This is a genomic window from Pseudomonas sp. FW215-R2, from assembly GCF_058789255.1.
The window spans coordinates 15,864-28,655 of sequence record NZ_JBYTBO010000015.1 but is presented as its reverse complement, the minus strand read 5'-3'; the positions used below and the strand labels follow the sequence as shown (position 1 = coordinate 28,655).

The window sequence follows — 12,792 nt, the reverse complement described above, 5'->3', positions numbered from 1 at the left end:
GTCAGGCTCCTTTTTTCTGGCCGGCGTATTGCGGCATGGTGATGCACGCGACGTTGCCGCCACCGAGCAGGATTTCCCGGGAGTTTTCGATACCGACGATCTTGTGCTGCGGGAACAGTTCGGCGAGGGTCGCCAGCGCCACCTGATCGTTGCGATCACCGAACAACGGCACCACGATCGAGCTGTTGCCGGCGTAGTAATTGATGTACGACGCACAGATCTTGGTGCCGGCCTGACGGGTGTGGGTGCTGTCCTGCTGATCGAGGCCTTCGGCTTCTTCGGCGGTCCACTCCAGCACGTCCGGTTGCGGCAGCTTGTGCACGATCAGCTCGCGGCCACGGCTGTCGCGGGTGCTGCGCAGGATGTCGTAGGCCTCCTGATAGATTTCCCATTGCGGATCGTCACGGTTGTCGGTCCATTGCAGCACCACTTCGCCGGGGCGCACGAAGCACGCGAGGTCGTCGACATGGCCGTCGGTTTCGTCGAATTTGCAACCGCGCGGCAGCCAGATCACTTGCTCGGCGCCGAGGTAATCGGTTAGCCGGCGGGTGACTTCGTCCTTGCCCAGGTGCTGGTTGCGATTGCGGTTGAGCAGGCATTGCTCGGTGGTGAGGATGCTGCCCTGGCCGTCGCTCTGAATGCCGCCGAGTTCGGCAATCAATGGCGCGCGATAACGGTCGAAACGTTCGATTTCGAGGATCTTGCTGGCGATCTGATCGTCCTTGTCCCACGGGTAGTAGAGGCCGCCATCGAGGCCGCCGTAGGCGTTGAATTCAAAATCGACGCCACGCACTTCACCGCTCTGATCGTTGACCACAAAGCACGGGCCGCTGTCGCGAAACCAGGTGTCGTTGCAAGTCATCTCCACCACCCGCACTTGCGGTGGCAACTGGCGGCGGGCGGTGGCGAACTGGGCCGCCGAGGCGCAGACCGTCACCGGTTCGCTGTGAGAGATCGCGGTGACGATCTGCACCCAGACTTTCTGTGCAGGCTTGGCACCGTTGCGCCAGACGTCGGTGCGCTCCGGCCAGCCGAGCCAGCAACCGGACTTGGCTTCGAATTCGCCGGGCAGACGGAAGCCGTCGAGTTTCGGGGTGGTGTCGAGCAAACGTGCCATGGTCAAACCTCGTCATCGGGATGGGAATGACCTCAGGCTACGGTCGCGAGCGGTCGGCTCGCCAACGATGATTATTTCGGAACAGTTGAATTCAACTCATCAATCCGCCAGTTGATCGTTGAACCATTCCAGCATCTGCGCCACCGCCGGACGCTCCAGCCGCACCCGCTCGCAGACCAGCGCGTATTGGCCCAGCGCAGTCATGCTGGAGGTGAACGGTCGCACCAGACGCCCGCTCTGCAAATCCTCCTGCGCGGTGAGGTTGTCGCCCATCGCCACGCCCTGCCCTTGCGCCGCCGCTTCCAGCGCCAGCCCGGCATGGGCGAAATACAACTGGCGTTCCGGGCGCAAATCGCCGGCATGGCTGGTCAGCCACGCGGTCCAGGTCTTGCCGTCCTGATCGTCGTGCAACAGGCAATGCCGGGCCAGGTCCTTCGGGGTTTTCAGGTTGCCCTGGTTGAACAGGCCAGGGCTGCACACCGGGAAGAACTGCAACGCCGGCAACGGACGGACGAAATACGCGCTGCTGTCCACCGGGCCGGTGCCGTAGGTGATCGCCAGATCGATGTCCTCGCCGGGCGCCGTGGCGTCGATCGGTTGTTCGTAGAGGTGCAAGGTGATGTGCGGATAACGCGCGTAGAAGTCGGTGAGACGGTTCATCAGCCACTTCTGCGCGAGTTCTGCCGTGACTGCTAGCCGCAGAACGGCGAGCGAGGACGGATCGCGCAACTCGTCGCAGGCATCGCCGATCAGTTCGAAGGCTTGTTGCAGGCTCTGCATCAAGCGCCCGGCGGCGATGGTCGGGCGAATCTGCCGGCCCTCGCGAATGAACAGCGACACGCCCAGTTGCTCTTCGAGTTGGCGAATCTGATGGCTGACGGCGCTGTCGGTGACGCACAGCTCCGCTGCGGCCCGGCCGAAATGCGCGTGGCGGGCGGCGCATTCGAAGGTTCGCAGGGCGGCCAGGGAAGGTAGTCGGCGCATGGGTTTTGATCCCGATTTTTTGCGCCATGCTGACCGGGCTTTTCGCGGGCGTCCAGTTGCACCGCGTTATCGTTCGGCCGGGATTGAGCCGGTAGCCGCCTTCACAGTCTTTGACAGTTTCCCGACAAAGCTGCCAAAGATTGCCGGCCAGCCCCCGCCTAGCATGGCGCATCCACATTTCCCTCGGGTGCCCCATGCCGGTTTCGTTGCGTACGTTCTCTCTGTCCCTGACCTCCCTTTGCCTGCTGCTGCCCGGCGACTCGCTGCGCGCCGAAGACTGGCACACCACGCTGCGCGCCGGGGCTGCCAGTGCGCCGCGCTACAGCGGCAGTGATGAACGGGTGATGGCGCCATTGGTGGGTGTCGAAATCGTCAGCCCCTACGGCGTGTTCCTCGACACTAGCCGAGGCCTGGGCTGGGGTTTCGATGAAGAGGATTTCGGCCTCAGCGTCTACATCGGCGCCAGCGACGTGCGCAAGGATCGCAAGACCGGATTCAAAGGCTCGGACGAGCTCAACGGCATGGGCTCGATCAAGTCGCGCCCGGTGATCGGGCTCGACGGGACCTATCACATGGGCCCGATCATCCTCGGCGCGAGCTTCGAGCATGCGCTGGAAAGGGATGACGATGACCACGACACCGGTTCGGCCTGGAACCGCCTCAAGCTGAGCATCAGCGCGCCGTTCTACGAAGGGCGTTTCGGCAAAGTGGTCGGCGGTCTGAACAGCCAGTTTGGCGACAGCAACTACATGCGTACCTGGTACGGCGTCAGCGATGCGCAGGCCTCGCGCAGCCAGTTCCGCGCGTACAAGGCCCGCGCCGGGTTGATCAGTCGCGGCGCAGACCTGACGTGGTCATTGCCTCTGGACAAACAATGGAGCGTCTCGACAGTGCTGGCAGTGCAATACCTGAACCACGAGGCGGCCGACAGCCCGATTGTCGAACGTCGGCTGCAGACCTCCCTCGCCGGGCAAGTGGCCTACACCTTTTGATCGCGCTCAGAACAGCTCGCTGAACGGAATGAAACGCAGTGGATCACCCATTCGCAAGGTGCTGTTCTCCGGAATTTCCACCAGCCCGTCAGCCCAGGTGGCGCCGAGCAGAACCCCGGAACTCTGGTTCGGGTAGAGCGCCGCCTGCCCGCCCTCCAGGCGCACCCGCAGGTACTCGCGGCGACTGCCGGGTTTCGGCCAGTCGAACCCGGCATTGACGGTGAAGCTCAGCGGCATCACCTCTTCCACGCCTTGAATGCGCAGCAGGTACGGGCGCGCCAACAGGCCGAACGTCACCAGCGCCGAGGTCGGATTGCCTGGCAGACCGATCACCGGCACCGTGCCGAAATGGCCAACCGTCAACGGTTTGCCGGGTTTGATCGCGAGCTTCCACAACAGCGGCTTGCCGTTGTCGCGCAGCACCTGGCCGAGGCAATCGGCATCGCCGGCAGACACGCCGCCCGTGGTCAGAATCAGATCGGCGGCCACCTGCAATTGCTCAAGTTTGAGCCGGGTCTGCGCCGGACGATCCGGCAGGATACCCGCGTCGATCACCTCGCAACCCAGTTCGCGTAACCAGTGATCGAGCAAGGTGCGATTGCTGTTGTAGATGCTGCCGGGACGCAACGGCTGGCCCGGTTCCACCAGCTCATCACCGGTCGACAGCAGCGCCACACGCGGTCGGCGCACCAGCGGCAAATGGGTCATGCCCTGCCCCGCAGCCACCGCCAGTTCGAACGGGCCAAGGCGTTTGCCGGCGCGCAGCAAAGTATCGCCAACGCGGTTCTCCTGGCCCTGGGCACGGATGTTCTGGCCGACCTTCAGCGGTTGCAGAAACCGCACCCGGCCGTCCTCCAGCACTTCGACGTTTTCCTGCATCTCCACGCAATTGGCGCCGGGAGGCAGCGGTGCGCCGGTGAAGATCCGCGCGCAGGAACCGGGCAGCAAGGCGTCCGGCGCCAACCCGGCGTAGACCCGTTGCGAAACATTCAACGGCTGACGGTGCAGATCGGCGAGGTTCAACGCGTAACCGTCCATGGCACTGTTCGGCCATGGCGGCAGATCGAGGGTGGCGACCAGATCGCTGGCCAATACTCGCCCGCGTGCCTCATTGAGCGGCACTGATTCGCTGTCCGGCAGGCGTTGTTCATTGGCCATCGCCAACAGTTGGTCGAGGGCGTCCTCGACCGGCATCAATGCAGCCTTGCTCATCCGCGTGGCCCGCAGGCTTGCACCGGCTTGAGGTGCGGGACGAAGTTGCATGGGCGGTGACGGTTATCCAGTTGCTCGGCGAGGATGCCTTCCCACGCCGTGCGGCATGCGCCGGTGGAGCCCGGCAGGCAGCACACCAGCGTGCCGTTGGACAGGCCCGCCAGCGCGCGGCTTTGTACGGTCGAGGTGCCGATATCGAGAATCGAGATGGCGCGGAACAGTTCGCCGAAACCGTCGATCTGCTTGTCCAGCAGGCAGGCTACCGCTTCCGGGGTGCTGTCGCGCCCGGTGAAACCGGTGCCGCCAGTGATCAGGACCACCTGGATGTTGTCGTCGGCAATCCAGTGCGCGACCTGGGCGCGGATCTTGTACAGGTCGTCCTTGAGCAGGTTGCGTTCGCTCAACGTGTGGCCAGCCTCCAGCAGACGGCTGACCAACAACTGGCCGGAAGTATCGCTGGCGTAATCGCGGGTATCGCTGACCGTCAGCACGGCAATATTCAAGGGAACAAACAGGGCATCCGCTTTAACACTCATGGCACTCTCCGGCATTCGCCAATTCAATTGGGCCAGAGCCTAAGTGCCACTTATGAAGACTGTCTAATCACTCTAACCAACCGCATTATCGACCCGCTCTATCGGTCATTTTTCCACGAACGTCGACTACCGTTCGCGCCAATGAAACCGGCCGTCATCGAAACCCTCGATAGCCTCTTCAACGCTTCCGATTGGACGTAAAACGCGATCAATGGGATCGTCACCCCCTGCGCTTTCCGTGCGCCGTACGCATCTGCGTCAATACTCAATCAAAATTCTCAATCGAGCAGGTGCCATCGTGGACATCAAACAACTCAAGTTCCTGATCGCGCTGGACGAAACCCGTCACTTCGGCCAGGCCGCCGCGCGTTGCCACATCACCCAGCCGACCCTGTCGATGCGCCTGCGTAATCTGGAAGACGAGCTGGATCTGGTGCTGGTCAATCGCGGCCAGCGCTTCGAAGGTTTCACCCAGGCCGGCGAACGCGTACTGGCCTGGGCCCGCACGCTGCTGGCCGCCCACGACGGGTTGTTCGCCGAAGCCGCCGCCTGCCGCGGGCAACTGGTCGGCAGTCTGCGCCTGGGGCTGGTGCCGCTGAGCAACTTCAATCCGGTCAATTACATTCAGGGTTTGTCCGCGATCTATCCGGAGCTGAAATACAGCCTGTCGTCGCTGAGTTCCAACGAAATCATCGAAGGCCTGGGCAACAATCAGCTGGACCTGGGCGTGTGTTATCTGGATCACGTCAACCCGAACTACTTCGATTTCTTCGAGATCGGCGAAACCCGCGTCGGCCTGCTCTACGACACCCGCCACTTCCATTTCGAAGGCCCGGAAATGAGCTGGGAAGACGCCGCCGAACTGCCGCTGGGGATGATCACCACCGGCATGCATTACCGCAAATCCATCGACCTGAGTTTCCGCAGTCGCGGCCTCAACCCGCAGCCGATCATGGAAAGCGACTCGACCTATCAACTGTTGCAGGCGATTCACCAGGGTTTCTGCTGCTCGATCATGCCGCTGGACAGTGGTCTGCAAGAGCCGATCGAACACCTGGCCTTCATTAACTTGCCGGATGCGAGCGTACTCGCGCCGCTGGGGCTGGTGATGCGCAAGACCGAACCGCGCTCGGCGATTGCCGAAAAGTGTTTTGCCGAGGCGCGCAAGATGTTCGGGATCGAGGCGCCTGCCGTTTAACCCCCCTCAAGTAGCCTGAAACGTTGCACTTCGGTGCAACGCTTTCAACTTCGCCAGCAGTGATCGACCAATCCAATCACTGCATCGGAACAAGCGATTGGACGCACTTTTCGCTGCCCCGTAGCCTGAACTCACTTCAGCGCTTCGGGGACTTTCAAGATGCTGTGCCAAGTTGAACAACTCATCGAACCGGGCGACGCCAACGCCCCCGCGCCACAACCTTCGCCAGTGGCTTACCGCGAATACCTCGACGACGCGCCTGTGTCCCACGCGGCGCTGGCGGCGGAGATCGCATTGGCCATCAGCTACAACGGCTTGAATCAGGCGGTGATGATGGTCTCGCCGGGCAACATCGAGGACTTCATTCGCGGCTTCAGTCTGAGCAACGCCATCGTCGACAGCCTCGACGATATCCACGACATCCGCCTGACCCATTTCGACCAGGCCTGCCAGGCCGACGTGCAGATTTCCAGCCGCGCGTTCTGGGCCCTGAAAGATCATCGCCGGCAGATGGCGGGCACCAGCGGTTGCGGCCTCTGCGGTGTGGAAGCCCTTGAACAGGCGCTGCCGCAACTGGAGATCCTGACGCCGACACCGTTGCCACCGGCCGCGCATTTCGAGGGCATCCGCCAACGCATCGAGCAGGCCCAGCAACTGGCCCGCAGCAGCGGCGCCCTGCACGCAGCGTTGTACTTCGACGCCGACGGCGAAGCGCTGCTGTGCCGCGAAGACATCGGCCGCCACAACGCCCTCGACAAGCTGATCGGCGCCCTGCAGTTCGAAGGCCTCGATGCGCGTCAGGGCTTCGTCGTGGTCACCAGCCGTTGCAGCCTCGAACTGATTCACAAAGCGGTGCGCGCCCGTCTTGGCACCCTCGTCAGCCTGTCCGCCCCCACCGCGCTGACCGTGCGCTGGGCGCTCAAGCACCGCTTGAACCTGATCCACGTCCCGCACCGCAACGCCCCCCGAATCTACAGCCCGATCCAGGAGCAAACCCCATGAGCGACACCCTCACCCACCTCGACGATCAGGGCCGCGCCAACATGGTCGACGTCAGCGACAAGGCCGCGACGCGCCGCGAAGCCACTGCCCAGGCCTGGGTGCAGATGCGTCCTGAAACCCTGCAAATGATTCAGTCCAACGGCCACCCCAAGGGCGACGTGTTCGCCGTGGCGCGGATCGCCGGGATTCAAGCGGCCAAGCGCACCCACGAGTTGATTCCGCTGTGTCATGCGCTGCTGCTCAGCTCGATCCACGTCGAACTCAAGGCCTGCGAACCGGACCGCGTGCAGATCACCAGCACCTGCCGCCTCACCGGCCAGACCGGCGTCGAACTCGAAGCCCTGACCGCCGCCAGCGTCGCCGCGCTGACGATCTACGACATGTGCAAAGCGGTGGACCGGGCGATGGTCATCGGCGACATCCGTCTGCTGAGCAAACAGGGCGGCCGCTCCGGCCACTTTCAATGGGAGAACCCGCAATGATTCTGATCAACTACTTCGCCAGCTATCGCGACCGGCTCAATCTGGGCGGTGAAAAGATTCCGGCTAGCAGCGCCCTCGCCAGCGTAGAGGACGTGCGGCAGATGCTGATGCAGCGTGGCGACTTGTGGCGCGAAGTGCTCGGCGCCGGCAACCTGATGTGTGCGGTGAATCAGGAGCTTTGCCAGCCGGATCAGGCGATCGAGGATTTCGACGAGATCGCGTTTTTCCCACCGGTCACGGGGGGTTGAGTCATGGGCGTTCGAGTCCAGCGCAAAAACTTCGACGCCGGTCAGTTGATTGCGGATTTGCATGCACGCAATCCACGGGTGGGCGCGGTGGTGAATTTCATTGGCTACGTTCGGGATCTGAACGTCGGCCAAACGGTTAACGAACTGTTCCTCGAACACTATCCGGGCATGACCGAGAAGGCTTTGGAACAGATAGCCGAACAGGCCCGCGAGCGCTGGCCGCTGCTGGCGGTGGAGATCGTGCATCGGGTCGGCGCGCTGTCGGTGACCGATCCGATCGTGTTTGTCGGCGTCAGCAGCAAGCATCGGCATGCGGCATTCGAGGCCTGCGCGTTCATCATGGATGTGCTGAAGACGCGTGCGCCGTTCTGGAAGCGTGAGACCACGCCTGAGGGCTCGCATTGGGTTGAGGCGCGGGAAAGTGATCAGAATGCGGCGTTTCGATGGAGTCTGGCGCATGCCTGACGGGGCACTGTCGGATGCAACAAAAGCCTGATTAGATAGCGGTTCCCGACGATTCGAACGTGGAGCCGCACTTGAGCACAACGCCCCCTGAGGATTTGCCCCGCCCCCAGCCTGTCAGCCTGCGCCAGGCCTGGCCCTTCTGGCTCAAGCTCGGCTGCATCGGTTTCGGCGGCCCGGCCGGGCAGATCGCGATCATGCATCAGGAACTGGTGGAGCGTCGGCGCTGGATCTCCGAGCGGCGCTTCCTGCACGCGCTCAACTACTGCATGTTGCTGCCCGGCCCGGAGGCCCAGCAACTGGCGACCTACACCGGCTGGCTGCTGCACCGCACGGGCGGCGGCGTGCTGGCCGGGGCGCTGTTTGTGCTGCCGTCGCTGCTGATTCTGATTGTCCTTTCCTGGATTTATATTGCGCTTGGCGACGTGCCGGTGGTGGCCGGGGTGTTTTACGGGATCAAACCGGCGGTGACCGCGATTGTGTTGCACGCGGCCCATCGCATCGGTTCGCGGGCCTTGAAGAATGGCTGGCTGTGGGCGATTGCCGGAGCAGCGTTCGTGGCGATTTTCGCCTTCAACGTACCGTTCCCACTGATCGTGCTCGGCGCGGCATTGATCGGGTATTTCGGCGGACGCTGGGCGCCGCAGCGGTTCAACCACGGCGGTCATCGTGGCAGCGAAAAATCCTTCGGCCCGGCACTGATCGATGACGACACGCCAACGCCCGAACATGCACGGTTCAGCCTGCCGAGGCTGCTGCGTCTGGTGCTGGTCGGTGCGTTGCTGTGGTGCCTGCCGATGGCGCTGCTGACGGCGCTGTTCGGCTGGAACGGCACCTTCACGCAGATGGGCTGGTTTTTCACCAAAGCGGCGCTGCTGACCTTCGGCGGCGCTTACGCCGTGCTGCCCTATGTGTATCAAGGCGCGGTCGGGCATTACGGCTGGCTGACGCCGACGCAGATGATCGACGGCCTGGCCCTGGGCGAAACCACGCCGGGGCCGCTGATCATGGTCGTGGCATTCGTCGGGTTCGTCGGGGCTTACGTGCAACCGACGTTCGGCCCGGAACATGCGTTTGCCGCCGGCGCGCTGGCCGCGACGCTGGTGACCTGGTTCACCTTTCTGCCTTCGTTCCTGTTCATCTTCGCCGGCGGACCGCTGGTGGAGTCGACCCACAACGAACTGAAGTTCACCGCACCGCTGACCGCGATCACCGCCGCCGTGGTCGGGGTGATCCTCAATCTGGCGTGTTTCTTTGCCTATCACGTGTTTTGGCCCCAGGGTTTTGCCGGGCAACCTGACGTCTTTTCTCTGTTGCTCGCGGCGGCGGCAACCCTCGCGCTGTTTGTGTTCAAGCGAGGGGTGATCGAGGTGTTGATCGTTTGCGCCCTCGTCGGGCTGGGGTTTCACCTGTTGCGCTGAACCGGGGGCTTGTCATGCCCTCCGGAATCAGGCGTTTACTTATCCGGGAGTTCCCCCTTACTATCCAGCCACACCGGCATGGCGGGACACTCCCGCCGCCGACGTTTTCCGCCAACGGAAACACGCGTCATGAGCACGTCACTACAACAATCAGAATCGTTGAACGTCTCTGCACTGTGCGCCCTCCTTCACAGGGGCCGCGCATGAATCGCATCGTCAATCTCCCCATGGCCCTGAGCCGTTCCAAGCTGCGTCACTCCGCACGCCCGCCGGATATCTGCCTGTCCGTCTGATCGCGCCGTTAAAAACCGCGACAGTCCCCCTCTTTTTTCGATATCCCTGCCAGGACGCCCGCGCCTATTGCCGAGCTGCGTCCGGCCCGAATCTGCGCGCCTGTGCGGCGCCATCGTGAGTGATTGATTATGAAATTCGCAGCCATTGAAGACGCCCGTCATTTTCTCGATCAAAACCCCGACATCGACATGATCGAGCTGTTCATCCTCGACGCCAACGGCGTGCCCCGCGGCAAGTTGTTGCACCGCGAAGAACTGCTCGCCGTGTACGAAAGCGGTCGCCCGCTGCCGAGCACCATCCTCGGCCTGACCGTGCACGGCGAGGACGTGGAAAATTCCGGTCTGGTGTGGGACGTCGGCGACATCGACTGTCGCGCCTACCCGCTGGAAGGCAGTCTGGTACGCCTGCCGTGGCGGCAGATTCCGACCGCTGCGGTGCAGGTCAGCATGCACCCGGAACAAGGCATGCCGGCGAGCATTGCCGACCCGCGTCACTTGCTGATCAAGGTCATCGACCGCTTGAAAGCCGAGGGTTACCACCCGGTGATGGCCTGCGAACTGGAGTTCTATCTGCTCGACGCCAAACGCGATCACAACGGTCGTCCGCAACCGGCGCTGGATGCCGACGGCGGTCGACCGAGGCACACGCAGGTCTACGGTTTGCGCGAGCTGGAGCAGATCGAACCATTCCTCGCCGACCTCTACAGCGCCTGCAAACTGCACGGCATTCCGGCGCGCACGGCGATCTCGGAATACGCACCGGGTCAGGTGGAAATCACCCTCGAACACGGCGATGCGCTGGAGGCGATGGATCAAGCGGTGCGCTACAAACGGCTGGTCAAAGCCGTGGCGCACAAGCACGGGATGCAGGCGACGTTCATGGCCAAGCCGTTCGATCACCTGGCCGGAACCGGCATGCACATGCACGTCAGCCTCGCCGATGCCGAGGGGCGCAATCTGTTTGCCTCCGAAGATCCGGCCGGCACGCCGCTGTTGCGCACGGCGATTGGCGGGATGCTCGCCTCCTTGCTCGATTCGCTGCTGCTGTTCTGCCCCAACGCCAACTCCTACCGCCGCTTCCAGGCCAACAGCTACGCGCCACTGGCGCCGACCTGGGGCGTCGACAACCGCACCGTCAGCCTGCGCGTGCCTGGCGGCCCGGCCAACACCCGGCACATCGAACACCGCATCTGCGGCGCTGATGCCAACCCGTATCTGGCAGCGGCGGCGATCCTGGCGGGCATTCATCGCGGCATAAAAGAAGACATCGATCCGGGCGAACCGGTGCAAGGCAATGGCTATGCGCAGGCGAAAGAATTGCTGCCGACCGACTGGCTGACCTCGCTCACGGCGCTGGAAAATTCGGTATGGGCGCGTGATGCACTGGGGCAGGCGTTTCTCGGGGTGTATCTGGCAGTGAAGCGTGCGGAATACCGGCAGTTCATGGCCGAAGTGGGTGAGCAGGACTGGCGCTGGTATCTGACCGAAGCCTGATCCTTTTTTCCTCTTTTTGCCTTGGATACCGACATGACTGAACGCAGCAACTCCTACTACACCGCCACCCTCAACCGCGACACCGACTACCCGTCCCTGCAAGGTCGGCACAAGGTCGATGTGGTGATCATCGGCGGCGGTTTCACCGGCGTCGCCACCGCCGTCGAACTGGCCGAAAAAGGCCTGAAAGTCGCCATCGTCGAAAGCCACAAGATCGGCTGGGGCGCCACCGGGCGCAACGGCGGCCAGGTCACCGGCAGCCTCTCCGGCGACGGCGCGATGCGCAAACAAATGCGCAATACGCTGGGCGATGAAGTCGACGACTTCATCTGGCACCTGCGCTGGCGCGGGCACGAAATCATCCAGCAACGGGTCGAGAAATACGGAATCGATTGCGACCTCAAGCACGGCCATTTGCACGCGGCGTACAAGCCGAGCCACATGGCCGGTCTGCGCAGCGACTACGACGAAGCCGTACGCCGAGGCATGGGCGATGAGGTCAGCCTGCTCGACCGCAGCCAGGTGCGCGACCTGCTGCAAAGCGACCTCTATCACGGCGCGATCAAGAACACTCGCAACATGCACCTGCACCCGCTCAACCTGTGCATCGGCGAGGCACGGGCAGCGGAAAGCCTCGGCGCACTGATCTTCGAAAACAGCGAAGTACTGGAGATCATTCACGGCGACAGCCCGGGTGTTCGCACGGCCCACGGCCGGATCGACGCCAATCAAGTGCTGCTGGCCGGCGACGTCTACCACAGGCTCGAACCGGGCCAGCTCAAGGGCAAGATCTTCCCGGCCATGGGTGGCATCGTCACCACCGAACCGTTGGGGAATCTGGCCAAACAGATCAACCCCGAAGACCTCGCCGTGTACGACTGCCGTTTCGTCCTCGACTACTACCGCCTCACCGCCGACGGCCGCCTGCTGTTCGGCGGCGGCGCCAACTACAGCGGCAAGGACTCAAGGGACATCGCCGGCGAACTGCGCCCATGCATCGAACAAACCTTCCCGGCGCTCAAAGGGGTGAAGATCGACTACCAGTGGAGCTGCGCGATGGGCATCGTCATCAACCGCATCCCGCAACTGGGCAAGCTTTCGGACAACGTCTGGTATTGCCAGGGCTACTCCGGCCACGGCATCGCCACGACCCACATCATGGGCGAAATCATGAGCCGGGCGATCACCGGGCAGATGCAGCAGTTCGACACGTTTGCCGCGTGCTCGCACATTCGAGTGCCGATGGGGGATCTGCTGGGGAATCCGATGCTGGCCGCCGGCATATGGTACTACCAGATGCTGGAAAAACTGCGCTGATTGAACGGGCCCCATCGCGAGCGGTGGGGCCTTT

Annotated in this window: 13 protein-coding genes; 9 read left to right on the top strand and 4 right to left on the bottom strand. The window is 63.0% G+C overall.

Annotation, left to right across the window (positions count from 1 at the left end; translation table 11 throughout):
* Position 1: 1 nt before the first annotated feature.
* Positions 2–1,117 carry an agmatine deiminase gene (gene aguA, locus AC3WRD_RS20275; protein WP_102621919.1) on the bottom strand — a complete coding sequence of 372 codons (1,116 nt, stop codon included), beginning with the start codon at positions 1,115–1,117 and terminating at the stop codon, positions 2–4.
* 99 nt (positions 1,118–1,216) lie between these two features.
* Positions 1,217–2,101 carry a LysR substrate-binding domain-containing protein gene (locus AC3WRD_RS20270; RefSeq protein WP_102621920.1) on the bottom strand — a complete coding sequence of 295 codons (885 nt, stop codon included), beginning with the start codon at positions 2,099–2,101 and terminating at the stop codon, positions 1,217–1,219.
* A 194-nt stretch (positions 2,102–2,295) separates the two neighbouring features.
* Between AC3WRD_RS20270 and AC3WRD_RS20265 the strand changes: the two genes are divergently transcribed.
* A complete protein-coding gene (locus tag AC3WRD_RS20265) occupies positions 2,296–3,093 on the top strand; it encodes a MipA/OmpV family protein (protein ID WP_102621921.1) in 798 nt (265 codons plus the stop codon).
* Between the two features lie 6 nt (positions 3,094–3,099).
* On the opposite strand, the gene AC3WRD_RS20260 is transcribed toward AC3WRD_RS20265, so the two are convergent.
* Both AC3WRD_RS20260 and moaB read right to left on the bottom strand, forming a co-directional pair.
* A complete protein-coding gene (locus tag AC3WRD_RS20260) occupies positions 3,100–4,305 on the bottom strand; it encodes a molybdopterin molybdotransferase MoeA (RefSeq protein ID WP_102621922.1) in 1,206 nt (401 codons plus the stop codon).
* Positions 4,302–4,841: a molybdenum cofactor biosynthesis protein B gene (gene moaB / locus AC3WRD_RS20255; protein ID WP_065260324.1), complete on the bottom strand. Its 540-nt coding sequence runs from the start codon at positions 4,839–4,841 to the stop codon at positions 4,302–4,304. Before moaB ends, AC3WRD_RS20260 begins: the two co-directional genes overlap by 4 nt.
* Before the next feature lie 298 nt (positions 4,842–5,139).
* On the opposite strand from moaB, the gene AC3WRD_RS20250 reads away from it, so the two are divergent.
* The 8 genes from AC3WRD_RS20250 (at position 5,140) to AC3WRD_RS20215 (ending at position 12,758) form a co-directional block, all read left to right on the top strand.
* Positions 5,140–6,039, top strand: a complete 900-nt coding sequence (locus AC3WRD_RS20250; RefSeq protein ID WP_096820498.1) for a LysR family transcriptional regulator — start codon at positions 5,140–5,142, stop codon at positions 6,037–6,039.
* Positions 6,040–6,198: 159 nt separating this feature from the next.
* Entirely contained in the window at positions 6,199–7,041 is an 843-nt protein-coding gene (fdhD, locus tag AC3WRD_RS20245) for a formate dehydrogenase accessory sulfurtransferase FdhD (RefSeq protein ID WP_102621923.1), read from the top strand.
* Positions 7,038–7,523 (top strand): cyclic pyranopterin monophosphate synthase MoaC, encoded by a 486-nt coding sequence (moaC, locus tag AC3WRD_RS20240; RefSeq protein ID WP_085698780.1) that lies wholly within the window; start codon positions 7,038–7,040, stop codon positions 7,521–7,523. Before fdhD ends, moaC begins: the two co-directional genes overlap by 4 nt.
* Positions 7,520–7,771 carry a MoaD/ThiS family protein gene (locus AC3WRD_RS20235; protein WP_096820496.1) on the top strand — a complete coding sequence of 84 codons (252 nt, stop codon included), beginning with the start codon at positions 7,520–7,522 and terminating at the stop codon, positions 7,769–7,771. The genes moaC and AC3WRD_RS20235 overlap by 4 nt, the downstream gene beginning before the upstream one ends.
* Positions 7,772–7,774: 3 nt before the next feature.
* Positions 7,775–8,236: a molybdopterin synthase catalytic subunit MoaE gene (moaE, locus tag AC3WRD_RS20230; RefSeq protein WP_102621924.1), complete on the top strand. Its 462-nt coding sequence runs from the start codon at positions 7,775–7,777 to the stop codon at positions 8,234–8,236.
* A 71-nt stretch (positions 8,237–8,307) separates the two neighbouring features.
* On the top strand, positions 8,308–9,654 hold the full coding sequence (chrA, locus tag AC3WRD_RS20225) for a chromate efflux transporter (RefSeq protein ID WP_102621925.1): 1,347 nt from the start codon (positions 8,308–8,310) through the stop codon (positions 9,652–9,654).
* Between the two features lie 422 nt (positions 9,655–10,076).
* Positions 10,077–11,441, top strand: coding sequence for a glutamine synthetase family protein (locus tag AC3WRD_RS20220; protein WP_102621926.1), 1,365 nt, complete (start codon positions 10,077–10,079; stop codon positions 11,439–11,441).
* A gap of 33 nt (positions 11,442–11,474) precedes the next feature.
* Complete coding sequence (locus AC3WRD_RS20215) at positions 11,475–12,758, top strand: NAD(P)/FAD-dependent oxidoreductase (RefSeq protein ID WP_102621927.1); 1,284 nt, start codon at positions 11,475–11,477, stop codon at positions 12,756–12,758.
* Positions 12,759–12,792 lie beyond the last annotated feature (34 nt).